The sequence below is a fragment of the Streptomyces sp. NPDC090741 genome (assembly GCF_044769045.1).
Classification (GTDB): Bacteria; Actinomycetota; Actinomycetes; order Streptomycetales; family Streptomycetaceae; genus Streptomyces.
Genome location: NZ_JBIVXF010000001.1, coordinates 731,249 through 756,706, shown reverse-complemented (window position 1 = coordinate 756,706; position 25,458 = coordinate 731,249). Strand labels below are relative to the sequence as shown.

The following is a 25,458-nucleotide window of genomic DNA, read 5'->3' as shown; positions in this document are numbered from 1 at the left end:
CGGCGGCGACTGGTCCGCGGCCTTGGATCAAGAGCCGTAGCAGCCATTCTGTCGCACGGGGTGGGGTGCGACAGGGTCGAAAGTCCCGTGTCGGACGGGATGTTCAGCAGTTTCAGCAGTTTCCGCAGTCAGTGCCGCTTCGGTCAGTGCCTCTTCCTGGTCTCCTCGTTCGCCTTGGCGGCGATCTCCTCCAGGACGTTCTTCGCGTCGCCGTTGGGCTCGACGGCGCGGCCGATGTTGCGCTTGATGGTGTCGCTGACCATCACCCACGACGGGTCGTTCACCGGGTACAACTGCGCACCGCGCAGAGCGGTCAGGAAGAACTGGTCGTTGCTGTCGAGGCCGCCGCCGGAGGGGTTGCGGGAGGCCGAGACGGTCGACGGCAGCAGGTGGTAGCGGCCCGCGAAGTCCGTCAGGTTCTTGTCCTGGTAGATGAAGTCCAGGAACTTGCCGATCTCCACGCGCTTGCCGTGCTGCTTGAACGCCATCATCCAGTCGGCGACGCCCACGGCCGGCGTGCTCTCCCCGGAGCCGAGGGTGTCCGAGACCGGCATGGGCGCGGTGCGGACGTCGATGCCCTTGGCGCGGGCCTCGTGCAGGAGCTGCGGATAGCCGTTCAGCATGCCGACCTCGCCGCGGGTGAACGCGGCGAATGCGTCGGCGCGGTTGAGCTGGGACGGCGGGACGGGCCCGGTCAGGCCGGGGCCGACCAGGTTGTCCTTGAGCCAGCGGAAGGTCTGGATGTTCTGGTCGGAGGCCAGGTTGTAGTTGCCGCTGCTGTCGGCGTAGCCGCCGCCGTTGCTGAGCTCCCAGATCATCGCCTCGGCGTGCGCCTCCTCCGGGCCCAGGGGGAGGGCGTACGGGTACTTCACGCCCTTCTCCTTGAGCGCCTTGGCGGCGGACTTCAGGTCGGACCAGTTCTTGGGCTCGCTGACGCCGGCCTGCTTGAAGAGGCCCTGGTTGTAGAAGAGGAGCCGGCTGCTGGCCACCCAGGGCAGGCCGTAGAGGGTGTTGCCGACCGAGCCGGCCTCGGCCAGCGGCTGGAGGAAGTTCGCCTCGGCGGTGACCGAGAGGAGTTCGTCCGCGGAATAGAGCTTGTCCTGCGCCGCGAAGTCCGAGTACGAGCCCATGAGGGCCATGTCCGGCGCATTGCCGGACTTGACCATACGGGAGACCTCGCGGTCGATGTCGGCCCAGGGCAGGAGCTGGACCTCGACCTTGATGCCGGGGTTGGTGTTGGTGAAATCCTCCGTCACCTTGTCCCAGAAGGCCTTGGAACTGGTGGCCTGGGTGTCCCCGTATTCCGCGGCGACCAGGTGGAGCGTACCGCTGTCACCTGCACTGTTGCCTGAATCGCCGCATCCGGACAGTGGTATCAGCAGACCGAGCACGGCCGCGGTCGCACTCGGGCCGAAGATTCTTCGTTGCACGGGTGTATTCCCCTGAATTTCTTTGAGTCCCGTTACTACTTATGAGTTGCTCCGGGCTGGGGTGTCCGTCCGTGGCCCGTTGGCCGGAATTCTCTCCTGTGTGGGGGCGATTGATTCCATTGGGGCGGAACTTGTGGTCAATGCTCCAAGTGCGGGTTTTCCGGCTGGTGTTTTCCGATATGTGATCAACAAATCGGACGCGCGTAGACATGCCGAATGGCCCGATTCCGGCCCATTGGGGCTGTGGAACGGGTCGGGGGGTCGGATCAGGTCAGCTCAGGTCAGCTGAGCTCAGGTCGGCTCGGGTCAGCTCAGGTCAGCGCGAAGCGGTGCGGCCCGGCGCTCAGTCGGCGAACTCGCCCGCGTACGGGTCGGGCTCGCCCGTCTCGGGGTTGCGGCCCTCCTGCCAGCGGCGCTGGGCCTTGCGCCAGTGCACGAAGCTGAGGTGCCCGCCGTCCCAGAAGGTGATGCTGACCGGGCTCACGTCGAACTCGTCGGAGCAGAGCCGGTACAGGAACTCCGCCATGCCGTACGGGTACACGGCGAAGGCGTCGGCGGTGTGCCGGCCGACCACCAGGACGGGCCAGCGGTCCGGATCGGGGTCGGAGGTGAGCCAGCAGAGGATGTCGGAGCCGCCGGTGACCCCCCACGCGATGATCGACTCGGGGTCGACGCCGAAGGCGGCCCGGCCGCCCTCCGCCGCCCAGAGCTGGCGGGCGTTGGCGGTCTCCTCGCCCATCTCGGCCGGGTCCCACTGGAGACCGGGCTTGGGGAGGGGGAGGAGGATGCTGGCCTCGCCGTTGATGGAGCCGGCGCCGAAGCGGCCCATGAAGGCGATGAAATCGGCCGGGAACCGGGTGCGCCAAGCGGCTTCGGCAGCCGGCCAGTCGATGTCCTCGTCGGCGCCGTGCGTCGCCGGCATGATCTGCTCCAGCGCCTTGATCCGCGCGTTCTCCGTCATGCCGCTCCCCTGAGACCCCAGCTCAACCGCCCCAACCTACCGCCGTCCTCGCGCGGAGCCTAGCGGCGGCTGAGACGGGTCAGGTCGCCCGGTCCCTCGATGTCCAGCCGGGTCCCCACGCGCAGGCCCCAGGCGGCCATGGCGCCGGCCTCGGCCTCCAGGACGTGCCGGGAGCGGAGCCGGGGGAGGCCGAGGCGGTTCGGGGGCATGGTGGTCAGGGCGATGACGCGCAGGCGGCGGTCGAGGTACGCCACGTCGATCGCGAACCGCATCCGGAACGTGTGCACGCTGCCGGCCGGGGTGAGGAGCAGGGCGGCGCCGGGTATGCCGTCGCGGCCGAGGAGCCCGCGGGTGCGGGCGCGGTAGGAGGCCGCGATCTCCAGGGGTACCGGCGGCAGGTCCGGCCCGAGCCGGAGAAGGCCGTTGCTGGTGGTCATGGCGGCAGGGTAGGGGTGGTTGGGCCCCAGGGCCCATGCAGGTGCCGGTGTCTGCGCCTACGGTCGGCGGATGGGCCTGTTCGTGATCACCGCCGTCGCGGTCGCCTACGGCGTGGCCGCGGGGCTGCTGCTGCCGCGGGCGGCGTACCGCCTGTCGGTCGAGCCGGACGCCGTGTGGCGCGACCGCTGCCCGGAGGGCCACCCCATCGCCGGCTGGCTGGGCCTGCCCCATTGCCGCGACGCCGCGCCCGCCCGTCCCTTCGCCCGCCCCTCCGCCCGCCCTCGCCATACGTACGGAGTGGGCCCCGGGTGGGCCGCCGGAATCGCCGGGATCGCCGGGGTGGTGTGCGGGGGGCTGGCGTGGGCCGGTGGCGGTCGGCCCGAGGGGGTCGTGTTCGTTGCGGCGGTGCCGGTGCTGCTCCTGCTCGGGATCGTGGACCTCGCCGTGCAGCGGCTGCCCGATGTGCTGACCCTCCCCCTCGCCGGAGCCCTCGCCGCCGGGCTCGGGGGCGCGGCCCTCGTACCCGGCGCCGGCGGGTCCTGGACGGGGGCGCTGATCGGCGGGGGCGCGCTCGCCGGGGCGTACCTCCTGCTCTTCCTCCTCAACCCCGCCGGCCTGGGCTTCGGCGACGTCAAGCTGGCGCTCGCGCTCGGGGTCACTCTTGGGTGGTACGGCTGGGGGGTATGGGCCGCCGGAGCCTTCCTGGGGTTCCTCTACGGCGCCCTGTACGGGCTCGCCCTTGTGCTGCGGGGCCGCGGAGACCGCCGGACGGCGTTCCCGTTCGGCCCCTTCATGGCCGCCGGAGCCCTCACCGGAGTGCTGCTGGGCGGTTTCGGAGCGTAATCATCTTGCGCCAATGCACGCATCAGGCTTTACGAAGGGTTATGGTGGAACCCCCCCCTCGGGCCGGTCCGTATCCCCCCCACGGACCGGCCCGTTTTTTGTTTCCACCACCCCGCGCGCAAAAGCGCAGGTCAGCCGCGCTGGGCCCAGATGTTCGTGCCGGGGGTGGACACCGCGAAGGAGTCGATCTCCTTCAGCTCCTCCTCCGACAGCGGCGCACCGCCCAGCGCCGCCACGTTCTGCTCCAGCTGGGACACGCTCGAAGCGCCGATCAGCGCCGAGGTCATCCGCTCGTCCCGGAGCACCCAGTTCAGCGCCAGCTGCGCCAGCGACTGCCCGCGGCGCGCCGCGATCTCGTTCAGGCCGGCCAGGCGACGGACCACGTCCTCCGACAGCAGGTCCGGGTTCAGGGACTTGCCCGCGGCCGCCCGGGAGCCCTCCGGGATGCCCTTCAGGTACTTGCCGGTCAGCAGTCCCTGCGCGAGCGGCGCGAAGGAGATGCAGCCCATGCCGGCCTCCTCCAGGGTGTCCAGCAGCCCGTCCTCCTCCGTCCAGCGGTTGATCATGGAGTACGAGGGCTGGTGGATGAGCGGCCGGATGCCCATCTCGCGCAGGATCCGCGCCGCCTCCGCCGTCTGCTCGGCCGTGTACGAGGACACACCCACGTAGAGCGCCTTGCCCTGCTGGACCGCGGACGCGAGCGCGCCCATGGTCTCCTCCAGCGGGGTCTCCGGGTCGAAGCGGTGCGAGTAGAAGATGTCGACGTAGTCCACGCCCATGCGCTTCAGCGAGGCGTCGAGCGAGCTCATCAGGTACTTGCGGCTGCCCCACTCGCCGTACGGCCCCTCGTGCATGAAGTAGCCGGCCTTGGTGGAGAGGATCAGCTCGTCGCGGTACGGGGCGAAGTCCTGCGCGAAGAGCTTCCCGAAGTTCAGCTCGGCCGAGCCGGGGGGCGGGCCGTAGTTGTTCGCCAGGTCGAAGTGGGTGACGCCGAGGTCGAAGGCCCGGCGCAAGATCGCCCGCTGGGACTCCAGGGACTTGTCGTCGCCGAAGTTGTGCCAGAGGCCGAGGGAGATGGCAGGGAGCTTGAGGCCGCTGTGGCCGGTGCGCCGGTACTCCATGGAGTCGTAGCGCGAGGGCTCTGCCCGATAGGGATTGTTATCAGTCACGTTGTCCTCCCTATCACGGACTTGTGACAGACCGAGTTGGGTACCAGATCCCGCCGCGCAGTAATGTGGCGGACCGGGGGAGGGACCGCAATTCGCACGGGGGCATTGCACGGAGGGGCTCGAAGATCGTGAAGCTGCGCGACCTGGTGTACAGGCTCTACGCACGCCGGGTGGAAGGCCGCCTCGACCATGACGCGTCGCCCAAGCACATCGGCGTGATCCTGGACGGGAACAGGCGCTGGGCGAAGGCGTCCGGAGGTACGACGGAGCAGGGCCACCAGGCGGGGGCCGACAAGATTTCCGAGATGCTGGGCTGGTGCACCGAGACGGACGTCGAGGTCGTCACCCTGTGGATGCTGTCCACGGACAACCTGGACCGGCCGGAGGTCGAGCTCCGCCCGCTGCTCAACATCATCGAGAACACCGTTCGGGGCCTCGCCGCGGACGGCCGCTGGCGCGTCCACCACGTGGGCAACCTCGACATCCTGCCCGCGCGGACCCAGTCCGTGCTCAAGGAGGCCGAACAGGCCACCCACGACGTGGACGGGATACTGGTCAACGTCGCCGTCGGCTACGGCGGCCGCCAGGAGATCGCCGACGCGGTCCGCTCGCTGCTGCTGGAGCACGCGGAGAAGGGCACCTCCTTCGAGGAGCTCGCCGAGATCCTCGACATCGACCACATCGCCGAGCACCTCTACACGCGCGGCCAGCCCGACCCGGACCTCGTGATCCGCACCAGCGGTGAGCAGCGGCTGTCCGGATTCATGCTGTGGCAGAGCGCGCACTCGGAGTACTACTTCTGCGAGGTGTTCTGGCCGGCCTTCCGCAAGGTCGACTTCCTGCGGGCACTGCGCGATTACGCCGCCCGTCACCGGCGCTACGGAGCCTGAGGGCCGGGCGGGCTGACGCCCCCTCGGCCCCGGCCGTCCCCCCTGCAAGGCCTTCACCAGGGATTCACCGAGCGTCCGTCATATGCCATGGCATGGCCGGGCCTGATCGGGGAATATCCCTTTCAGGTCGATGCCCGGTCCACGGGTGTCGAGTCTCAGCGGGCGACATGGGGTCGTCCGCCCGGGAGGCCCTTTGCACCAGGACGCACGTGCGGTTCGCACGGACGGAGTGGGAGGGCCGGAAATCGGCCCCGCAGGGGTGCCGATGACCGGTCCGGTCTTCATGGCCCGACCTCTTCCGAGGGGGTACGTCCTTCCGTGGTGACCAGCACAAAGCGCCGCCTGCCCGACAGGCGGACCTACGTCCTCGACACCAGCGTCCTGCTGGCAGACCCCAACGCGATCACGCGCTTCGACGAGCACGAGGTCGTGCTCCCGATCGTGGTGATCACCGAGCTGGAGGCAAAGAGGCACCATCCCGAACTCGGCTACTTCGCCCGTCAGGCCCTGCGCCTGCTCGACGACTTCCGGGTTCGCTACGGTCGCCTCGACGCCCCCATCCCGTTGGGCGATCTCGGCGGCACCCTCCGTGTCGAGCTCAACCACTCCGACCCCGGTGTCCTGCCGGCCGGCTTCCGGTTGGGGGACAACGACTCGCGGATCCTCGCGGTCGCCCGCAATCTCCAGGCCGAGGGCTACGACGTCACGGTCGTCTCGAAGGATCTCCCGCTGCGCATCAAGGCCTCCTCCGTGGGGCTGCTCGCCGAGGAGTACCGGGCGGAGCTCGCGATCACCGATGCCGGCTGGACCGGCATGAGCGAGCTCGCGCTGTCCGGGGAGCAGATCGACCTGCTCTACTCCGAGGAGCGGCTGTACGTACCGGAGGCCGCCGAACTGCCGGTGCACACCGGGCTGGTCCTCCAGTCCGAACGCGGCAAGGCCCTGGGCCGGGTCACGCCGGACGGCAACGTGAGGCTCGTACGGGGCGACCGCGAGGCCTTCGGGCTGCACGGCCGCAGCGCCGAGCAGCGCATCGCCCTGGACCTGCTGCTCGACCCGGAGATCGGCATCATCTCCATGGGCGGCCGGGCCGGCACCGGAAAGTCGGCGCTGGCGCTGTGCGCGGGCCTGGAGGCGGTGCTGGAGCGCAGGCAGCACCAGAAGGTGATGGTCTTCCGGCCGCTGTACGCGGTGGGCGGCCAGGACCTCGGCTACCTGCCCGGGGACGCGTCCGAGAAGATGAGCCCCTGGGCGCAGGCGGTCTTCGACACCCTCTCGGCGGTGGCCGGGCGCGAGGTCATCGAGGAGGTGCTGAACCGGGGGATGCTGGAGGTCCTGCCGCTCACGCACATCCGCGGGCGCTCGCTGCACGACGCCTTCGTGATCGTGGACGAGGCGCAGTCGCTGGAGCGCAATGTGCTGCTGACCGTTCTGTCCCGGATCGGTGCGAATTCGCGGGTCGTTCTGACCCACGATGTCGCCCAGCGGGACAATCTTCGGGTCGGCCGGTACGACGGAGTGGTCGCCGTCGTTGAGAAGCTGAAGGGGCATCCGCTCTTCGCGCACGTCACGCTCAACCGCTCCGAGCGCTCGCCGATCGCCGCGCTGGTGACCGAGATGCTCGAATCGCTGTAGCCGAGCACGGGGGCAAAAACCCCATAGCGGGAAAGCGAGTTGGCGCCGCCCGGCGAAGGCCCGAGAGCCTAGCCGGGCGGCGTCGTGCTGCACAGGCCTTTGGGGAAACCAACGGCAACATGCCAGGTGTGACCTTTCACACGCAATGGAGAATTGCCTTGCGGTGTCGGGGTCCGGCAGAGTCTGTTTTCCGTCAGGCCCCGCATACGGCACATCTGTATCTCCCGTTACTACGACGGGAGGTGCGCGCTGCACCACAACTCCAGAGTCGTTCGCCGTATGCCGCCCGAGTCATCACGCGGCAGCCCCCGCAAGGGAGTTGCCCACGGGCCCGCGCCTCCAGTGATCACAGAACCACGGAGGCCAGTGTCGAGGGGCACTATTGCGCCCGCCCGGTCACTGCGGACGCTGCTGGAAGGACACCGTGTGAGCCGGATCTCGGTCCGGGGATTCGCTGTGGCTTCGGCCACCGCAGTCACCACCGTTGGCGCAGTCGTGGGCGTTGCCACTGGCGACCCCGCCGCCTCGAACGATCTCGAGACCACCGCGTCCGGGGCGACCCTCCTCACCGACATCCCGGTCGGCGAGCAGGCGCAGGTCCAGAACGCGTCCCTGACGCAGCAGGCCGACGCCATCGCCCAGGGCGCCGACACCGACGCCAAGCGTGTCGCCGAGGAAGCCGCCCGCATCCAGGCCGCCGAGGACGCCAAGTCCAAGAAGGCCGAGGCGCAGAAGGCCGCCGACGAGAAGGCGAAGAAGGACCGCGAGGAGAAGGAGCAGATCGCCTCCCGCTCCGCGGCGCGCAGCGCCGGCGACTTCGCCGTCCAGAGCTCCTACACGGTCGCCCAGGTCAAGGACATCGCCCGGCAGATCGTCCCGGCCGGTCAGTTCCAGTGCTTCTCGAACATCATCAACGAGGAGTCCACCTGGAACTACAAGGCCGTGAACTCGTCCTCGGGCGCGTACGGTCTGGTCCAGGCGCTCCCGGGTTCGAAGATGTCCTCGGTCTCCGACGACTGGCGGACCAACCCGGCCACCCAGATCCAGTGGGGCCTCAACTACATGAACGAGCGCTACCACAGCCCGTGCGCGGCCTGGAGCTTCCACCAGGCCAACGGCTGGTACTAGAGCCCGCCTCCGCTCAACCTCGAAGAGCCCCGCACCGTCCTACGGTGCGGGGCTCGTCGCGTGTACGGTCTTGCGAGGTGTGTCCACGGGCGGGGGGAAGGGAAAGACATGGCGAAGAGGGCAGGCTGGATCGGCCGGCTCGGGAACAGGCTGAGCCGGGTGGAGGCGCGGCTCCAGGCGCGGCGTGCCGAGGTCGAGGCGGAGAGCATCGGCGCGGCTGCCGCGGTCCCGGTCACCGCTGCCGGCACGGCCGGCGCTGCCCCCGTGGGCGCGGGCGCCGCTGCGCATCCCCCGGCGACTCCGGCCCCGGCGTCCGCCCCGGCACCCGGCACGTCCGCCGAGCAGCACGGCCACCTCCCGCACCCGCCCGCCCTGCGCGGGCGCCCCGACCCGGTGAGCGTCGTCCCGTGGGGCATGCGGGTCGCCGCCGAGGTCAGCTGGCGGCTCCTGCTGCTCGCCGGGATGCTCTGGGTCGTGATGAAGGTGATCAGCGAAGTCCGCCTGGTCGTGCTCGCCTTCGCCGCCGCCCTGCTCGTCACCGCGCTGCTCCAGCCCTTCGTGGTCCGGCTGCGCCGCCTCGGCCTGCCGCGCGGACTCGCCACCGCCGTCACCGCGATCCTCGGGTTCGTGGTCATCGGGCTGGTCGGCTGGTTCGTGGTCTGGCAGGTCATGGAGAACCTCGACGACCTCTCCGCCCGGGTCCGTGACGGCATCAACGAGCTCAAACTCTGGGCACTGGACAGTCCGTTCCACGTGACCGAGAAGCAGATCAACGACATCGCGAAGAACCTCAGCGAGACCATCGGCACCAACACCGAGCAGATCACCTCCGCCGGCCTCCAGGGCGTGACCGTCCTCGTCGAGGTGCTCACGGGCATCCTGCTCGCGATGTTCTCGACGCTGTTCCTGCTCTACGACGGCAAGCGCATCTGGATGTGGGTGCAGGGCCTGGTCCCGGCCGCCGCCCGCCCCGGTGTCGCGGGCGCCGGTCCGCGCGCCTGGCGCACGCTGACGGCGTACGTGCGCGGCACGGTGCTCGTCGCGCTCATCGACGCCATCTTCATCGGCCTCGGCATCTACTTCCTCAAGGTGCCGATGGCGGTGCCGCTGGCCGTCTTCATCTTCCTGTTCGCGTTCATCCCGCTCGTCGGCGCGGTGGTCTCCGGCGCCCTCGCGGTGGTCGTCGCCCTGGTGACCCAGGGGCCGTGGACCGCGCTGCTGGTGCTGGCCGTGGTGCTGGCGGTGCAGCAGATCGAGGGGCACGTGCTCCAGCCCTTCATCCTGGGCCGGGCGGTACGGGTGCACCCGCTCGCGGTGGTGCTGTCGGTCGCCGCGGGCGGCATGGTCGCGGGCATCGGCGGCGCGGTGGTCGCGGTCCCGCTGGTCGCCGTCACCAACACGGTGGTCGTCTACCTGAGGGCCTACTCCCGGGACCAGCTCCTCCAGGGCGCCGCACCGATCGGGCCCGGCCCGCACGGCTCGACGGCGGTCGAGCAGGCCTTCCGGGAGGCCGGGCGTGATCAGCGAGCCTGAGCTCGAAGGGGAGTGGGGCACCGGCCGGCCGCCCACGGCGGCCGAGGAGCCCGACACCCCGCGCGAGGGCGTACGGGGGCCTCGTAGGGCCTGGTCATGGGCGCTGGGCGGGACCGTACTGGCTTCGGCCGTCTGGGCCGGTGTCATGGCGGCGCAGGATCGTTTCGGCGACCCCGCGCCGCAGATCGCGTACCGGCATGTCGAGGACCTGTGCAAGGTGCCGCTGACCGCGGTGTCCGCGGCCACCACGCGGCTCACCGGGGACTACGCGCGCCATGAAGAGCATCCCTCGCTCGACTGGGCGTACTGCGCGCACGGCGCCCCGTACGTCGAGGGCCGCCTGTCGTACGGGGCCGAGATGCTGGTCCAGCTGCACAAGAAGACCGATCCCCGCACGGAGTTCGGTGCCGGACCCACCGGCCTCGGGGGCATCGGGGGCATGGCGAGTTCGGGCGGCGACGTGGAGCAGGTCCCCGGGCTCGGCGAGCGGGCGCTGCTCACCCGCCGGGTCGGCGGTTCACGGCTCGAAGTACTCGACGGGGGCGCCGCCTTCAGCCTCACGGTTCAGTGGTACGGGGGGCAGGGCGCCCCGGACCCGGACGAGGACGCCGTCCAGGCGGCGATGGTCGAGGACATGCGCGCCCTGATGGCGTTCCTGCGCAAGTGAACCGAAGGACAGGACCCCCGCGGCCGGGAACGGCTGCGGGGGTCCTGTCCTTCGGTCGTACGGCCGTGCGTACTACTCGGCGGCGAGGGCGGCCTCGGCGTCGAGGGTGACCGCGACGGCCTGGATCACCGAGGCGATCTTGAAGGCCTCCTGGATCGTCTCGCGGTCGACGCCGGCCTTGCGCAGGACCTGCTCGTGCGAGTCCAGGCACTGGCCGCAGCCGTTGATCGCGGAGACGGCGAGCGACCACAGCTCGAAGTCGACCTTCTCCACGCCCGGGTTGCCGATGACGTTCATCCGCAGGCCCGCCCGCAGCGTGCCGTACTCCGGGTCGGAGAGCAGGTGGCGGGTGCGGTAGAAGACGTTGTTCATCGCCATGATCGCGGCCGCGGACTTGGCGGCGGTGTACGCCTCCGGCGACAGGGCCGCCTTCGCCTCCGGCTCCAGCTCACGCAGGACGCGCGGGGAGCGGGCGGCGATCGCGCAGGACAGGACGGTGCCCCACAGCTGCTGCTGCGAGAGGGTGGCCTGGTTGCCGACGACCGAGCCGAGGTTCAGCTTCAGGTCCTTGGCGAAGTCCGGTATGGCGGACTTGAGGGAGTCGAGGGACATCCGTCACTCACCGGCCAGCAGCGAGCCGGCGTCCAGGGTGCCCTCACCCTTGTTCCAGTTGCAGGGGCACAGCTCGTCGGTCTGCAGGGCGTCGAGGACCCGCAGGACCTCCTTGGGGTTACGGCCCACGGAACCGGCGGTCACCATCGTGAACTGGATCTCGTTGTTCTGGTCGACGATGAACACGGCGCGCTGCGCGAAGCCGTCCTCGCCCTGCACGCCGCAGGCCTGCATGAGCTCGTGCTTGGAGTCGGCCAGCATCGGGAAGGGCAGGTCACGCAGGTCGGCGTGGTCCTTGCGCCAGGCGTGGTGGACGAACTCGGAGTCGCCGGAGACGCCGAGGATCTGGGCGTCGCGGTCCTGGAACTCCTCGTCCAGCTTGCCGAAAGCGGCGATCTCGGTCGGGCAGACGAAGGTGAAGTCCTTCGGCCAGAAGAACACCACGCGCCACTTGCCCTCGTAGGTCTTGTGGTCGATCTGGGCGAACTCGCTGCCGGCTTCGAGCGAGACGCAAGCGGTCAGATCGTAGGTGGGGAACTTGTCGCCGACAGTGAGCACGTGCTCTCCTTGCGAGACGGGAAGATGTCCCTTTTGGGGACTTCCCTGAGGGGGTTGGACGGTCTCACATGCTGGCACAGTCAGCATTGATCGCGGAAATCGCAAACAGCGGTCCCGCTGATCAGTCTTCCCTATCAATGCGCCCGTACGCGCAAAGAGCGACGCACAGTGATCGGTTCGGTGACAGTTACTTGCAGAACTCGGCCGCGGCCTTCGTGGCGCCCTCGTTGTAGCCGCGGGTCCATTCGGGGTCGGGTGCCACGGCGGTCTTCGGCGGAGCGGTCTGGCAGGTGGCCTTGGTGGTGTCGTAGCCGAGCTTGTGGCCCTTGTCGTACTCGGAGGTGCCCGTCTGCCCGTCCTGCTTGCCGCCGCAGAACGTCTTGGCGGCCAGTGCCGCGCCGCTGTCGTAGCCCTTCTGCCAGTTGGGGTCGACCTGGCCCAGGGTCTTCGGCGGTTCGGCGGTGCAGCTCGCCCTGATCGCCTGGAACCCCTTCTGGAAGCCCTTGTCGTACTGGGCCTTCGCGTCCGCACCCGTGTCCGTACCCGTACCGTCCTTGGCGGGCTCCGCTCCGCCCGTGCACGCGACACCGCCGACCGTGTAGTGGCCCGGGGCCAGGGCGGAGACCCGGACGCTGCCGGCGGTGACCTTGGCGGCAGGGACGCTGGAGCCGTTGTCGCTCGTGACCGCAAGGGTGTCGTGCCGCCGCCGCGGGGTGGGCCGCGGCACCGTCGGACCCAGGACCAGCGGTGAGGCCGCCAGCGGGGCCAGGACGGCGATTCGAACGAGCCGGTTCATCATGATTGCCTCCCGGGCGAAGCCCGTGGCCGGGCCATTCCTACCCTCCTTCCGCTCTCACGCGGGGCAGGGCGGCCCGCAGCGCGCAGGGGTTCGGGGGTGGCCGCCGGAGCTAGTCTGGTGGCGGGTGATCGGAGGTACCTATCAGTGGCACTCGGCAACAGGGGAGCGAAGCAGGCGACGCTCGCACAGCTGCGCGCGTTCGCGGCCGTCGCCGAACACCTGCACTTCCGGGACGCCGCCGCGGCGATCGGCATGAGCCAGCCGGCGCTCTCCGGCGCCGTCTCCGCGCTGGAGGAGGCCCTCGGCGTCCAACTGCTGGAGCGCACCACCCGCAAGGTGCTGCTCTCCCCGGCGGGCGAGCGGATCGCGGCCCGGGCCCGGACGGTACTCGACGCCATGGGCGGGCTGCTGGAGGAGGCCGAGGCCGTACGGGCCCCGTTCACCGGGATCCTGCGGCTCGGGGTGATCCCCACGGTGGCCCCGTACCTGCTGCCGACCGTGCTCGGGCTGTTCCACCGCCGCTATCCCCGGATGGACCTCCAGGTGCACGAGGAGCAGACCTCCTCGCTGCTGGAGGGGCTGGCCGGCGGGCGGCTCGACCTGCTGCTGCTCGCCGTGCCGCTCGGCGTCCCCGGGGTCACCGAACTGCCCGTCTTCGACGAGGACTTCGTCCTCCTCGCGCCCCGGGAGCACCCGCTCGCCGGGCGCCGGGACATCCCGCGCGAGGAACTGCGGGGCCTGCAGCTGCTGTTGCTCGACGAGGGGCACTGCCTGCGCGACCAGGCCCTGGACATCTGCCGCGAGGCGGGCCGGCCCGACGGGGCGGCCGTCACCACCACCGCCGCCGGGCTGTCCACCCTCGTACAGCTGGTCGCCGGGGGACTGGGCGTGACCCTGTTGCCGCGCACCGCGCTGCGGCTGGAGACCGCCCGCAACGAGTACCTGGCCACCGGGTACTTCGCCGAGCCCGCGCCCTCGCGGCGGATCGCGCTGGCCATGCGGACGGGCACGGCCCGCCAGGAGGAGTTCCGGGCCATCGCGGGCGCCCTGCGCGAAGCCGTACGCCCGCTCCCGGTGTGGCCGGCCGAGTAGGGCGGGCGCCTGCGGGAGGGGCGTACAGGAGGGGCGTACGGGAGGGGGCGTACGTACGGACTCGCGCGCGCTCGGCGCTACTCCGTGCGCAGGCCGTCCGGACGCATCAGCCGCAGCAGCGGCGGCAGGCTGAGCAGGGTCACCGTGACGGCCACCCCCGCGCCCATGCCGATCATCGAGGCGACCGAGGTCCAGTCGACGCGCACCGGAACGGCGGCCATCCGCATCAGCACGGTGCCCAGGGTCAGCCCGACCAGGGTGGCGAGTCCCAGGCCCAGGCCGATCGGGATGGCTGTCTGCCACAGCACCGACAGGCTGAGCGTGGAGCGCTTCGTACCGAAGGCGACCAGCGCGGCCAGCAGCTTCTTGCGGTCGCGCAGCGGTGAAGGGTGGTTCTCCTGTGGGCCCAGAGCCCACAGGAGAACCACCCGGTTCCCGTTACGAGGAGCGGGACGCCTTCTGGCGGCGCTTGAGGGCGTCGGCCGCCCGCAGACGCGGAGCAGCCGTGGCGTCGGTCGCGCCTGCACCTGCGGCCGGGGATAGGGTCCATGCCGCGATCTTCTTGGCGACCTGGCCGAGCAGCGGGTCGCGGGGCCCGACGGCGATCTCGAAGTGGCTCTCCTTGGGAGTTGACTCGTCGCCGCCCCAGCGCACCACACCCTCACAGTCGGCGAGGATGTCCCGTACGAGCGTCAGCTCCTCGGCGAAGAACCCGTTCCTGGCGCCCGTGGGATACATCTCCGGCCGGATCGCAATGGCCGTGCCCGAGAGGTAGTTGCTCTCGTAGGCCTGCGCCACGGTGTGCCGCGTCGTGTGACCGGTCATCTCGCCCTTTTCCAGCCGGGCGATTTCGTAGTGGTACCGGCGGATCACGTGGAGGAACACCGTGGCGATGTCGCCGTCCAGGACGGAGACGGTCAGGGCGCCCGCCCCTTCGACGGGGTACGTGCCGGTCGTCTGCACGACGGGCCAGCCGTTCGCCGAAGTCTTCTTCTTCCACTTCGAGCCCCTTGCGTCGGCAGCCTCGGCGGTACCGCCAAGGAGGTTGCCGCACCGGCGATGCCGAGGCCCGAGACGAGAATCCGACGCCGGCCGATGTTCCGGGCGGGGATGGAGGGGTCAGTCATGGACAAGCTCCTTCTTGTTCTTGATTGCCGCACGCAGCGCCATGAAGACGCAGACCGCCGCGGCCGCGGCGCACAGGTAGAGCACTGGATTGACCCAGAACGGCACCAGGTCGTGCGTCATCCCGTCATCCCAGGTACAGAGCTTGGACAGCGGGAAGCCCGTCGCGCGCACGGAATCCGCGCGCGAGCGCCCGACCTCTAGGCCGCACGTCTCTCCTACCTGCGCGAAGCCGGCAATGGCCCCCGTGAGGAAGGTCGGGACGGCCACGGCGACGCTCAGCGCCAGACCCTTGACCCAGATCGTGGGACCGCTGCGAGGTGCTCGCCCTTCCCCCGGGTTCACAGGCCTCCTGCTCCGCAGGCTGTACGCACGGGCCCCCAAGACCGCGATCACCAGCAGCGCGATGACCAGAACCACGGGGCCGAATACTACGGTGGCGTTACTCATGAGAGGTCACTCAGCTTTCGGAGTCGGCCCGCGCTTTCAACTGGTCGGCGAAGCCGTTGCAGAAGTTGTCCAGACGGTCCCCGGGGAGCATCCAGGGCATCAGGACGGAACCGTTTCCTCCGGCGTTCCTGCTGATCAGATACTCCCGACCGGTGGAAATCACCGGGTCGATCTCCATCGTCAGCATGTAGCGCGCCAGGCTGGCGGCCGTGGAGATGGATCCGCCGAATCGCTGAGTGTAGTAGTTCTTGAAGCGCCGGGCGCTGCCACCGTTGGAGCCGTAATGCTCACGGACGATGTCGACGATGCTCTTCGTGGCTTTCTCCTGCCTGACGCGCTCGGAGATCAGGTAGCCGTCCGCGTCCTCCACCAGGTCGGCGAAGCTTCGTTGAACACGCAGGCGGCGGAGAAAAGCTGCACGAAGACGCCGGTGTTACCCGGGGTCACTGTGTGGTTGCGCAGCCCGGCCTTGGTCCCCTCGCCGAAGTTGCCCGTGACCTGGGCTTCGGGAATGCCGATCTCGTACTGGATGGCCTTCATCAGCGCGGTCTGCACGTCACGCGAGTAGATCCCGTCACAGGGACCGACGTAGAACGTCGACTTGTTGAAGTACCGGCCGTTCAGCCACCGCTGGATATCGCGGACCTTCTCGGAGCCGCCGCTGAGGAGAACGTACGCATCCATGCTGAGCAGGGCCTTGAAGACCTTGGGCTGCACGGCGCCGTTGGACGAGTCGAGGCCTGCGTTGCTCTTGAGATCGACCACGGATCGCGAGGTGTCGAGCGCGTAGGTGTCTTCGCCGTCACCACCCCAGTAGCCTTTGCAGAACAGCGCGTGCTGCACGATCTTCCGGATGTTGACGTTCGACTCACCGGGGCCGATGTCGTTGCGCTCGGCCAGCTTCGCCAGCGTGGTGGGGCCGAAGCTGTTCGAGACGGGCGTGATGCCCAGCTCGTGCTGGAGCGCGCGCGTGAACGCATACATCGTCCCCCAGCCGGTTTTGCCGTCCCCCGGCGCAAGGCCGACCTGCGTTATCCCCGCTTTGTAGTAGGTGGCATTGACCCATTTCTGGGCAGCGAGAACCTTTTCATCCATGGATGGGTCTCCTTTGAGGTCCATGGCCACAGGAGGCGGCCAAAGGGGTCGATGTGCTCGGGGTCGAGCAGGGAGGGGCAGCCGGCCGCGTACTGCCGCACGGCTCAGCGGCGGAGTGCTTCCACGGGATTGGATGCGGCTGGCCCGCCAGGCCGGGTAGATGCCGGCCGCCAGGCCCGTCAGCAGCCCGATGGCCGGAGCGGCCGCCACCGTCGCGGGGTGGATGACGGGGGTCCAGTTGCGGGCGACGGATGCGACGACCACGGTGAGCACACCCAGCGAGGTCCCGATCAGGCCACCGAGACTGCCCAGGGCTCCCGACTCCGTCAGGAACTGGCTGGTGATGTGGCGACCCCGGGCGCCCAGGGCGCGGCGCAGCCCGATCTCGCCGGTACGTTCCAGCACCGCGACCAGCAGGCCGACGCCGGCCAGCGGGAGCAGCAGGCGCCACCAGATCCGGCGCCGGCGCGGAGTGGCCGTACGGACCACGCCCAGCGGCTCGATGACCACGCCGCGCAGGGCGAACAGGGTCACGGCGACGGCCGCGGCGGGCACCGCGATGGCGACGAGGGCGGCCAGCCAGGGGGCCGGGTTCAGATCGGCGGGGAAGACGCTGCGCTGGTACAGGGTGACGGCAGGGGCCAGCTGCCGGGCGACGAGGAAGAAGCCCGTACCGAGGACCAGACCGATCAGGGATCCGGCGACGGCCTCGCCCGCAGCGATCCGGCGGACCATCCGGGCGTCGGCGCCGACCAGGCGCAGGGCGGCGAGCCGGCGGTCGCGGCGGTCGCCGCCGAAGCGGACGGCGGCCGCGATGAACACGTCTCCAGGGCGGTGCGCTCGGCCTGCTTGCGCTTCACACCGGTCAGGCGCAGCGGCAGGGCGACGTTCTCGATGCAGGTCAGCTCGGGGACGAGCTGGCCGAACTGGAACACGAAGCCGAACTCGCGCGGCGCAGCGCGCTGCGCTCGGCGTCGTTCATGGCCGACAGTTCGCGGCCGGCGTACGTGATGGTGCCGGAGTCGGGCGGGACGATCCCGGCGAGGCAGTGCAGGAGCGTCGACTTGCCGGATCCCGAGGGGCCCATGACGGCGACGACCTCGCCGGGGTGGACGGAGAAGTCCGCGCCGTCGAGCGCGGCGGTGGACCCGTACGTCTTGCGCAGGTCCGTGGCCGAGAGCAGGGTGCCGGCCGGGGGCATGGGGCTCATCGGTGGACCTCCCGGGCGAGCTGGTCGAGGCGGGCGGCGGCGAGTTCCAGCCATCGCAGATCCGCTTCGAGGTGGAACAGGGCGTGGTCGCGGACGAGTTGGTCGGCGAGGTCGCCCTTGCGCTTGCGCTGGGTCAGGATGCGCATGAGCCGCAGGTGCTCGGACCGCTGGGTGTCCAGCAGGTCGGCGGCGCTGCGGCCGGTGAGCAGGGCGAGGACGACCTTGGTGTAGAGGGTCGACTGGAGGTACGGCTCGGGCTTCTCGGGCTGGGCGAGCCAGCCGTCGACGTCGGTGATGCCGGCGTCGGTGATGGCGTACCGCCTGCGGTCGGGACCGCCGCCGCTCTCTATCCCCTCGACCTCGACGAGGCCGTTCTTCAGGAGACGGGACATGGTCGAGTAGGCCTGGCCGTAGGCGAGGGGCCGGTCGTGGCCGAACTTCTCGTCGAAGGCGCGCTTGAGGTCGTAACCGTGGCGTGGAGCGGCCTCCAGGAGGCCGAGGAGCGTGTGACCGATGGACATGCCGAGGACTGTGCATCCGGTGTATACGCTCGATGTATATCCGGGGTGTAGAGAGGACTTTCGGCCTGCCTCATCGGTCACTCGTCGGGACTTCGGTCCTGATCCGCTCAGGCGTCGGGCGGGACGCGGGGGCGGCCGCGCGGCGGGATCGGGGCCGCGCCGCCCGGGAGGCGGCCGGCCTCGGAAAGGGCCCGCCGCAGCAGGAACTCGATCTGCGCGTTGGCGCTGCGCAGCTCCTCGCCCGCCCAGCGGGCGAGGGCGTCGTGCACCTGCGGGTCGAGCCGCAGCAGCACCTGCTTGCGCGCCTGCCGCCCGGCCCGCGCGGGCGGCCGCTCCCGGCCCTCGCCCGCCTCGGGCTCCTGCTGCTCGCCGGCGGGGCTCACTGGTAGAGCGTGCCCGTGTTGACGACCGGCTGGGCGGCCCGGTCGCCGCACAGGACCACCATCAGGTTCGACACCATGGCGGCCTTGCGCTCCGGGTCCAGGTCCACGATGTCCTGCTCCGCCAGTCGGGTCAGGGCCAGTTCGACCATGCCCACCGCCCCTTCCACGATCTGCTTGCGGGCCGCCACGACCGCGCCCGCCTGCTGGCGCTGGAGCATCGCGGAGGCGATCTCCGGAGCGTACGCGAGATGCGTGAACCGGGACTCGATGATCCGGACGCCGGCCGCCTCCACCCGGGCGTGCAGTTCGAGCGCCAGCTTCTCGGTGATCTCCTCGGCGTTGCCGCGCAGCGACAGCCCGCCCTCGTCGTGCGCGTCGTACGGGTACTCGATCGCGATGTGCCGGACCGCCGCCTCGGTCTGGGTCTCGACGAACTGCGTGAAGTCCTCCACCTCGAACGTCGCCCGCGCGGTGTCCTCCACCCGCCACACCACGACGGCCGCCAGCTCTATCGGGTTGCCGTACGCGTCGTTGACCTTCAGGACGGCCGTCTCGTGGTTGCGGACCCGGGTGGAGATCTTCTCCCGCGAGGTGAGCGGGTTGACCCAGCGCAGGCCGTCCGTACGGATCGTCCCCCGGTACCGGCCGAACAGCTGGACCACGCGGGCCTCGCCCGGAGCCACCATGTTCAGCCCGCCCATCGCGAACGCCGAGGCGGCGATCAGGAGGATGCCGAGCACGATCAGGGACACGTGCGCCGCCGAGCCCTCGGCGGCCGCGCCGAGGGCGATCAGGGCGGCGCCGGCCGCAGCCCCCAACAGCCCCAGCAGCAGGGCCAGTCCGCCGCCCATGCTGCGCGCCGTGAACTCCCGTATGTCTCCGGTCATAGCCGCCGTATTCGTCATGATCTGCCCCCATTGGCTTGGTCGCGGCCGGTCGAGCCGCTTAGCAAAGTGATATCACTTTTTGAGGCCGCCGCAACCCTGCGGGCTTGTGGCGCGTCGGTTCCATTGATGTGGGTGCTGATTCTCACGTCCGAATTGACCGGTATTGGCCAGGGTTGGTCAACCTTTGTCACAACCTGCGGTGTTAGCTTTCTGAGCTGACGTCGGGGGGGTAATCGAGCGGAGCGGGAGCGATGGGCCGAGCAGAAGCGCGTAAGGCGCAGCAGCGCAGTGCGCGACGGGCGCCGCGCGGGCGCGCCACCGGGAAGGGGCGTGCCGGCAAGCGGACCGGCATACGTCGCTTCTTCACATGGAAGAAGATCCTCGGGGCCTTCTTCGGGATCATCCTGCTCGGCATGGGCGCACTCGTGGCCCTCTACTTCTACGTGGACGAGCCCGACCCGAACGCCGACGCCATCAAGCAGAGCAACGTCTACAAGTACGCGGACGGCTCGATCATGGCGCGCGACGGCAAGATGAACCGCGAGATCGTGCCGATCAGCCGGGTCCCCAAGGACGTCAAGACCGGCTTCATCGCGATCGAGAACAAGTCCTTCTACGAGGACCAGGGCGTCGACTTCCTCGGCATCGCCCGAGGCCTGTTCAACACGGTCACGGGCAAGGGCAAGGCCGGCGGTTCGACGATCACCCAGCAGTACGTCAAGAACTTCTACCTGAACCAGGACCAGACGGCGACCCGCAAGCTCAAGGAGCTCGTGATCTCCCTCAAGGTCGACCGGCGCATGCAGAAGGACGACATCCTCGAGGGGTACCTGAACACCAGTTACTTCGGACGCGGCGCGTACGGCATCCAGGCGGCCGCCCAGGCCTACTACGGCGTCGACGTCGACAAGCTGACCCTGGAGCAGGGCGCGTACCTCGCGGCCGTCCTCCAGGCGCCCAGCGACTACGACCTGGCGACCGCGGGCCCGAACGGCACGCGGCTGGTCAAGATCCGCTTCAACGGCGTGCTCGACAACATGGTCGAGATGAAGGCGCTCGACCCGGAGAAGCGCAAGCAGCTCCAGCTTCCGATGCCGATCAAGCCCAAGGCCGCCCCCGGCATGGAGGGCCAGAAGGGCTATCTGAAGCAGGCCGCGGACGCGGAACTGCGGCGGCAGACCAACATGACCACCCAGGAGCTGCAGGCCGGCGGCTGGGAGATCACCCTCAACATCGACCCGAAGAAGCAGGCCGCGCTGGAGAAGGCCGTCCAGGACGAGCTGGAGTCCAAGCTCGACCGCAAGGACCGGCCCGTCGACGCGAGCGTGCAGGCCGGCGCCACCTCCGTGGACCCGAAGACCGGTGCCGTCGTCGCGATGTACGGCGGTACCGGGCTCTCCGACCACTGGGCGAGCAACGCCCTGCGTCAGGACTTCCAGCCCGGCTCGACCTTCAAGCCGGTCGTGCTCGCCTCCGCGCTGGAGAACAAGTCCACGACGCACGACGGCAAGCCGATCACGCCGAACGCGCTCTACGACGGCACCAGCAAGCGCCCGGTCGTCGGCAGCGACACCCCGTTCGCCCCGCAGAACCAGGACAACGCGAACTACGGCGACCCGCTCCTCACCGTCCAGGCGGCCACCAACTCCTCCGTGAACTCGGTGTACGCCCAGATGATCGTGGACGTGGGCCCGCCGAACGTGAAGAAGACGGCGCTCGCACTCGGCATGAAGGACCGCGACGGCTGGCCGGCCGACAAGCCGGCCATGTCGCTCGGCACCATGAGCGCCAACACCCTGGAGATGGCCGGCGTCTACGCCACCTTCGACAGCCACGGCAAGAAGATCACCCCGACGATCATCAAGGGCGCCAAGCACGCCGACCGCACCTTCAAGCCGGTCGAGTCCGTGGGCGGCCAGGCCATCAGCCGCGAGAGCGCCGACACGGTGACCAAGGTGCTCACCGGCGTCGTCCAGGACGGTTCCGGCAAGGCCGTGAAGAGCTCCGCCTACGAGGCCGCCGGCAAGACCGGTACCACCGAGTCCAACGTGGCCGCCTGGTTCACCGCGTACACGCCTGAGCTCGTCACCGTCGTCGCGATGTTCGGCGAGGAGCCCGGAACGGCCAAGCAGGTCACCCTGACCGGTACCGCGGGCGGTGGCCGAGCGGGTGGTTCCAGCTTCCCGGCCGAGATCTGGAAGGCGTACACGCTGGCCGCGCTCAAGGGCGTGGACACCGGCGAGTTCGACCTCTCCGAGGCGAAGATGGGCGCCTCGCAGGCGCCGAGCCGCAGCAGCTCCCCGTCCTCGTCGAGCTCCTCTTCGGCCAGCACGCCGTCGGCGCCCGTCTCGCCGTCGCAGAACACCCCGGGCCCCGGCAAGAGTTCGCCGGACCCGACCAAGAGCGCGACGAAGAGCCCGGACCCGACCAAGAGTCCGGACCCGACGAAGAGCCCGGACCCGACGAAGAGCGCGCCGATCACGATCCCGTAGCGCCCGTGGCGCCCGTGGCGCCCGTACGGCCGTGAACACACCGCCGCCCCGCAGCATCCACGCTGCGGGGCGGCGGTGTTGCGTCACAGGGTCGGTCAGCGCCGGTCCTGCGCCCCCGGCAACGGGAGCTCGAACCAGACGACCTTCCCGCTGCTCAGCCGGGTCGCGCCCCAGCGCCGGGCCATCCGGTTGACCAGGAACAGCCCGCGGCCGCCCTCGTCGGTGTCCCGGGCCCGGCGCTGGCGCGGCAGCTGCGGGGAGTCGTCGCCGACCTCGCAGCGCAGTACGTCCGTCCGCAGCAGACGCAGGGTCACGGGCCGCTCGGCGTACCGCACGGCGTTCGTGACCACCTCGCTGACCAGCAGTTCGAGGGAGTCCTGGAGCTCCTCCAGGCCCCACCGGGTCAGCGCGCGGCGGGCGAACCGGCGGGCGCGGCCCGGAGCGGTCTCCTCCGGGTCCAGGAACCAGTACGCGACGTCGCTGGGCGCGATCCCGTCGAAACGGGCGGCGAGCAGCGCGATGTCGTCGTCCCGGTCGCCCGGCCCGAGCATGTCCAGGACGTCGTCGCAGAGCGCCTCCAGCGGCGGCGGGTGGTCCAGCCCGGTCAGCTGGGCGGTGGTGGCCAGGCGCTCGCGCAGCTGCTCGATGCCCGTCCACACGTCGCGCAGCCGGGATTCGACCAGCCCGTCGGTGTAGAGCAGGAGGGTGGCCCCGGCGGGCGCGTCCAGCTCCACGGCCTCGAAGTCCACGCCGCCCACGCCGATGGGGGCGCCGGGGGGTACGCGGAGCACCTCGGCACGGCCGCCGAGGTGCAGGAGCACGGGCGGCGGGTGGCCGGCGTTGGCGATGGTGATCCGGTGCGAGACGGGGTCGTAGACCGCGTACAGGCAGGTGGCCATCCGGTCGGAGCCGAGCCGCTGGGCCTGCTCGTCCAGGTGGTGCAGGACCTCGGCGGGCGGCAGGTCCAGCTGCGCCAGGGTCTGGGCGGTGGTGCGGAGCTGGCCCATGATCGCGGCGGAGGTCATGGAGTGGCCCATGACGTCGCCGACGACGAGCGCGACACGGCTGCCGGGCAGCGGTATCGCGTCGTACCAGTCGCCGCCGACCCGGGCCGTCTCGGCGGCGGGCAGGTAGCGGGAGGCGAGCCGGACCCCGGTGGGCTGGGGGAGGCTGTCGGGCAGCATGGTGCGCTGGAGCTCGTCGGCGATGTACGCCTCGCGGCCGTACAGGACCGCCTTGTCGATGCCGAGCGCGGTGTGCGTGGCCAGCTGGGCGGCCACCAGGAGGTCGTTCTGCTCGAACGCGGGCCGCTCGGGGCTGCGCAGGAACACCGCCGAGCCGATGACGCGGCGGCGGCCGCGCAGCGGCGCGAGGATGGCCCGCTGGCCGCGCGGTACGGGGTGCTCCGAGCCGAGCAGCTCCGGCAGGGCGTCCTTGGCCCCGGCGGCGGACCCGAACACGGGGCGGACGCCGCGCAGCACCTCGGCGAGGGCACCGCCGGGGCGGATCTCGCAGAGCTCGGCCGCGGGCAGGTCACCCTGCGGGCCGACCAGCGGCAACTGGCTGAAGTCGAGCTCGCCGGCGGCCCCCGCGGCCCCCGCGCCCTCGGTTCCCGTCAGATCGTCGATCGGGCGGAGCCGGTCGGTGCGGCGCAGCCTTAAAACGACCGGGCCGACGGGACGTTCGTCGCCCACGGGGAGGGGATCGCGCAGGTAGACGAGGATGGCGTCCGAGAAGGTGGGCACGGTGGCCCGGCACAGGCCGAGGACGATCTCGTCGAGGTCGATGCCGCGGGCGATCCGCCGGGTCGCGGCCCCGACGAACCGCAGCCGGTCACCCTCCCGCCGGGCCACCCCGCCGTCGGTCCCCTGCAGACCCCCGCCGACCGCACCGTCCGGCGTACCGGCGCCCTGGCCGTACACCTGCGCCTGCGCCGCACCACCCTGGCCGCCGAGCGCGTCCGCGCCCTCACCGGCTCCGGCGCTCTGTCCGGCTGCGTCTGCGGCTGCGTCTGCGCCGTCGCGGGGGCGGGAGGCCTCCGGTATCGCCGCCGGGCGCTCCTGGGCCCCTCGGGCCTCGTGGGCCCGGGCGGCGGACTGGCCGGCCGGGTCCTCGCCGTGCGCGGCGTTCCGTGCCGCCTCGCCGTCGCGCCGCCGGGACCCGCCCGCCGCCGCGGCGTCGCGTACGGCGCCCCGGGCCGCCTCGGCGTCGCGGCCGCGGCGGCCGGCCGCGCCCGATGCCGCCGTGCCCCGGGCGCGGCCGCGCGCCGGGAGGGGCGTGCCGTCCTGCGGGGCGGGTACGCCCTCGCCGCGCGGGCGTGGGACGTCCGAGCGGACGGGGTCGTCGCCGGGCGCGGCCGAGCCGCGTACGGCCTCGGCCGCGGGGACGGGGGCCTTGCCGTGGCCCAGCTCGTCCGTACAACCGCCGGGGACGGCGGGCATGCCGGGGCCGCCCGGGGCCGGTGTCGCGGCGGCCGCGGCAGGCTGCGGGCCCTCCTGCGAGGTGGGGTACTCCGTCACGCGTGGAATTCCGTCCGTTTGCGCTCGATGTGCGCTGCACTCAACTCGGTCAGTCGCGGTATACCCGCTCAGCGGCGGGGACACCACCGCCCCGAGGTTCCGCGTCCCGCTCGTTACCTCTCGCTCTGCGTTGACCTCCGGTCAAGTCCCGCGTACGGCACGACATTTACGGATTCGGGGCCCAGCGCGCCTCCCGCGCGCGACCTGCGGAGGGAGATCTTACGGTTGAACCCCGGGGGCGCATCAAGGGTCTCATGAGGTCATATGCGCCGGAGTGCGGTCCCAGTCCTCGGGAAGGGCCGGAACTCCCCAGGCGGGATCCGGCCGCCAGTCCTGCCAGCCGTCGCAGAACGGCGCCCCCCACTCCTTGATCACGTCCACCGCCGCCCGCCCCGCGGCCTGCACCTGGCGGGCCTGTTCCGCGTCCATCAGACCGGCCCGCTGGGCCTGTGCGAACTCGTCCTCGTCGCGCCACTTCCACGTACGGTCGGGGTAGACGGAGATGTCCAGGAAGTGGTCCACGGAATCGATCCCGCCGGACCACCGGGTCCGAGGCTCCTCCAGGTTCACGTACCAGCTCTTGAACCGCCAGCCGTGGTCCCAGAACAGCCATACCGACCACGGGTCCCCGGGCCGCGCCAGCTTCAGGACGCCGGCGCCGAACCAGCGCGACCGCGCGGTGGTGCGCGGCGCGGTGTACCGGGTGGCGAGCGGCTCCTCGTGGACGGAGGTGCCGTCGGCCAGTACCGGCTTGACGCACTCGGTGCCGGCGGCCATCCACACCGCCAGCAGGTCGGCGGTGTCCTGCACCACCGTCACCGGGCGGCAGATGTGGACCGCGCCCTTCAGACCCGGGGCGTGATCGCGGTAGCGCCAGAGGATCTGCGCACCCGGCCGCCAGCGGGTGCCCTGTGCGTCGCCGCCCCCGCGGCCTCCGGTACCTGTCATGCGCAGATCTTAGGGCGGGGGCCCCCGCGCCCGCTGCGTTGCAGGTCACGGAGGTGCGCGGGGACGGGAAACG

24 protein-coding genes and 3 pseudogenes are annotated in these 25,458 nt (G+C 70.6%); 8 read left to right on the top strand and 19 right to left on the bottom strand.

The window, feature by feature from the left end; genetic code table 11:
- Window positions 1-143 precede the first annotated feature (143 nt).
- The 3 genes from ACIQU4_RS03480 to ACIQU4_RS03470 all read right to left on the bottom strand — a co-directional run bounded on the left by ACIQU4_RS03480 (window position 144) and on the right by ACIQU4_RS03470 (window position 2,828).
- Entirely contained in the window at window positions 144-1,430 is a 1,287-nt protein-coding gene (locus ACIQU4_RS03480; protein WP_403725188.1) for an ABC transporter substrate-binding protein, read from the bottom strand.
- Window positions 1,431-1,773: 343 nt separating this feature from the next.
- On the bottom strand, window positions 1,774-2,391 hold the full coding sequence (locus tag ACIQU4_RS03475; RefSeq protein ID WP_403725185.1) for an SMI1/KNR4 family protein: 618 nt from the start codon (window positions 2,389-2,391) through the stop codon (window positions 1,774-1,776).
- Between the two features lie 59 nt (window positions 2,392-2,450).
- Window positions 2,451-2,828 carry a DUF192 domain-containing protein gene (locus ACIQU4_RS03470; protein ID WP_403725183.1) on the bottom strand — a complete coding sequence of 126 codons (378 nt, stop codon included), beginning with the start codon at window positions 2,826-2,828 and terminating at the stop codon, window positions 2,451-2,453.
- 70 nt (window positions 2,829-2,898) lie between these two features.
- On the opposite strand from ACIQU4_RS03470, the gene ACIQU4_RS03465 reads away from it, so the two are divergent.
- Entirely contained in the window at window positions 2,899-3,672 is a 774-nt protein-coding gene (locus ACIQU4_RS03465) for a prepilin peptidase (RefSeq protein WP_403725180.1), read from the top strand.
- A 131-nt stretch (window positions 3,673-3,803) separates the two neighbouring features.
- Here ACIQU4_RS03465 and mgrA read toward each other — a convergent pair whose 3' ends face one another.
- Window positions 3,804-4,841, bottom strand: coding sequence for an L-glyceraldehyde 3-phosphate reductase (gene mgrA / locus ACIQU4_RS03460; RefSeq protein ID WP_403725177.1), 1,038 nt, complete (start codon window positions 4,839-4,841; stop codon window positions 3,804-3,806).
- Window positions 4,842-4,969: 128 nt separating this feature from the next.
- On the opposite strand from mgrA, the gene ACIQU4_RS03455 reads away from it, so the two are divergent.
- From ACIQU4_RS03455 to ACIQU4_RS03435, 5 genes are all read left to right on the top strand, one after another.
- Window positions 4,970-5,731, top strand: a complete 762-nt coding sequence (locus ACIQU4_RS03455) for an isoprenyl transferase (protein WP_403725175.1) — start codon at window positions 4,970-4,972, stop codon at window positions 5,729-5,731.
- A gap of 318 nt (window positions 5,732-6,049) precedes the next feature.
- Entirely contained in the window at window positions 6,050-7,366 is a 1,317-nt protein-coding gene (locus ACIQU4_RS03450; protein ID WP_376018851.1) for a PhoH family protein, read from the top strand.
- Window positions 7,367-7,792: 426 nt separating this feature from the next.
- On the top strand, window positions 7,793-8,494 hold the full coding sequence (locus ACIQU4_RS03445; RefSeq protein ID WP_403725173.1) for a transglycosylase SLT domain-containing protein: 702 nt from the start codon (window positions 7,793-7,795) through the stop codon (window positions 8,492-8,494).
- A 108-nt stretch (window positions 8,495-8,602) separates the two neighbouring features.
- Entirely contained in the window at window positions 8,603-10,027 is a 1,425-nt protein-coding gene (locus ACIQU4_RS03440; protein WP_403725171.1) for an AI-2E family transporter, read from the top strand.
- Complete coding sequence (locus ACIQU4_RS03435) at window positions 10,011-10,694, top strand: hypothetical protein (protein WP_403725168.1); 684 nt, start codon at window positions 10,011-10,013, stop codon at window positions 10,692-10,694. Before ACIQU4_RS03440 ends, ACIQU4_RS03435 begins: the two co-directional genes overlap by 17 nt.
- Before the next feature lie 72 nt (window positions 10,695-10,766).
- Here ACIQU4_RS03435 and ACIQU4_RS03430 read toward each other — a convergent pair whose 3' ends face one another.
- The 3 genes from ACIQU4_RS03430 to ACIQU4_RS03420 all read right to left on the bottom strand — a co-directional run bounded on the left by ACIQU4_RS03430 (window position 10,767) and on the right by ACIQU4_RS03420 (window position 12,663).
- On the bottom strand, window positions 10,767-11,306 hold the full coding sequence (locus tag ACIQU4_RS03430; RefSeq protein WP_403725165.1) for an alkyl hydroperoxide reductase: 540 nt from the start codon (window positions 11,304-11,306) through the stop codon (window positions 10,767-10,769).
- A gap of 3 nt (window positions 11,307-11,309) precedes the next feature.
- A complete protein-coding gene (locus ACIQU4_RS03425; RefSeq protein WP_403725163.1) occupies window positions 11,310-11,864 on the bottom strand; it encodes a peroxiredoxin in 555 nt (184 codons plus the stop codon).
- Window positions 11,865-12,051: 187 nt separating this feature from the next.
- On the bottom strand, window positions 12,052-12,663 hold the full coding sequence (locus ACIQU4_RS03420; RefSeq protein WP_403725162.1) for a hypothetical protein: 612 nt from the start codon (window positions 12,661-12,663) through the stop codon (window positions 12,052-12,054).
- A 144-nt stretch (window positions 12,664-12,807) separates the two neighbouring features.
- On the opposite strand from ACIQU4_RS03420, the gene ACIQU4_RS03415 reads away from it, so the two are divergent.
- On the top strand, window positions 12,808-13,755 hold the full coding sequence (locus tag ACIQU4_RS03415; RefSeq protein ID WP_385580032.1) for a hydrogen peroxide-inducible genes activator: 948 nt from the start codon (window positions 12,808-12,810) through the stop codon (window positions 13,753-13,755).
- A gap of 77 nt (window positions 13,756-13,832) precedes the next feature.
- On the opposite strand, the pseudogene ACIQU4_RS03410 reads toward ACIQU4_RS03415, so the two are convergent.
- The 10 genes and pseudogenes from ACIQU4_RS03410 to ACIQU4_RS03365 all read right to left on the bottom strand — a co-directional run.
- A pseudogene (locus ACIQU4_RS03410) lies at window positions 13,833-14,135 on the bottom strand (FtsX-like permease family protein); the annotation flags it as partial.
- A 58-nt stretch (window positions 14,136-14,193) separates the two neighbouring features.
- Window positions 14,194-14,718, bottom strand: a complete 525-nt coding sequence (locus tag ACIQU4_RS03405; protein WP_403725161.1) for a hypothetical protein — start codon at window positions 14,716-14,718, stop codon at window positions 14,194-14,196.
- A 156-nt stretch (window positions 14,719-14,874) separates the two neighbouring features.
- Window positions 14,875-15,330 carry a hypothetical protein gene (locus tag ACIQU4_RS03400; RefSeq protein WP_403725159.1) on the bottom strand — a complete coding sequence of 152 codons (456 nt, stop codon included), beginning with the start codon at window positions 15,328-15,330 and terminating at the stop codon, window positions 14,875-14,877.
- A gap of 10 nt (window positions 15,331-15,340) precedes the next feature.
- Window positions 15,341-15,700: a hypothetical protein gene (locus ACIQU4_RS03395; protein ID WP_403725157.1), complete on the bottom strand. Its 360-nt coding sequence runs from the start codon at window positions 15,698-15,700 to the stop codon at window positions 15,341-15,343.
- A complete protein-coding gene (locus tag ACIQU4_RS03390) occupies window positions 15,676-16,830 on the bottom strand; it encodes an ABC transporter permease (protein ID WP_403725975.1) in 1,155 nt (384 codons plus the stop codon). The genes ACIQU4_RS03395 and ACIQU4_RS03390 overlap by 25 nt, the downstream gene beginning before the upstream one ends.
- Window positions 16,831-16,844: 14 nt before the next feature.
- Window positions 16,845-17,256: pseudogene (locus tag ACIQU4_RS03385) on the bottom strand (FtsX-like permease family protein); the annotation flags it as partial.
- Window positions 17,253-17,626, bottom strand: a pseudogene (locus ACIQU4_RS03380) (ABC transporter ATP-binding protein); the annotation flags it as partial. The pseudogenes ACIQU4_RS03385 and ACIQU4_RS03380, both read right to left, overlap by 4 nt.
- 5 nt (window positions 17,627-17,631) lie before the next feature.
- Window positions 17,632-18,156, bottom strand: coding sequence for a PadR family transcriptional regulator (locus tag ACIQU4_RS03375; protein ID WP_403725154.1), 525 nt, complete (start codon window positions 18,154-18,156; stop codon window positions 17,632-17,634).
- Between the two features lie 107 nt (window positions 18,157-18,263).
- Entirely contained in the window at window positions 18,264-18,539 is a 276-nt protein-coding gene (locus ACIQU4_RS03370; protein WP_403725152.1) for a hypothetical protein, read from the bottom strand.
- Window positions 18,536-19,426 carry an SPFH domain-containing protein gene (locus ACIQU4_RS03365; RefSeq protein WP_403725150.1) on the bottom strand — a complete coding sequence of 297 codons (891 nt, stop codon included), beginning with the start codon at window positions 19,424-19,426 and terminating at the stop codon, window positions 18,536-18,538. Before ACIQU4_RS03365 ends, ACIQU4_RS03370 begins: the two co-directional genes overlap by 4 nt.
- Before the next feature lie 251 nt (window positions 19,427-19,677).
- Between ACIQU4_RS03365 and ACIQU4_RS03360 the strand changes: the two genes are divergently transcribed.
- Window positions 19,678-21,918 (top strand): transglycosylase domain-containing protein, encoded by a 2,241-nt coding sequence (locus tag ACIQU4_RS03360; protein ID WP_403725148.1) that lies wholly within the window; start codon window positions 19,678-19,680, stop codon window positions 21,916-21,918.
- Window positions 21,919-22,013: 95 nt separating this feature from the next.
- Here the strand turns inward: ACIQU4_RS03360 and ACIQU4_RS03355 are convergent, their stop codons facing one another.
- On the bottom strand, window positions 22,014-24,437 hold the full coding sequence (locus ACIQU4_RS03355) for a SpoIIE family protein phosphatase (protein ID WP_403725145.1): 2,424 nt from the start codon (window positions 24,435-24,437) through the stop codon (window positions 22,014-22,016).
- 252 nt (window positions 24,438-24,689) lie between these two features.
- A complete protein-coding gene (locus tag ACIQU4_RS03350; protein WP_403725143.1) occupies window positions 24,690-25,385 on the bottom strand; it encodes a DUF402 domain-containing protein in 696 nt (231 codons plus the stop codon).
- Between the last annotated feature and the right edge of the window lie 73 nt (window positions 25,386-25,458).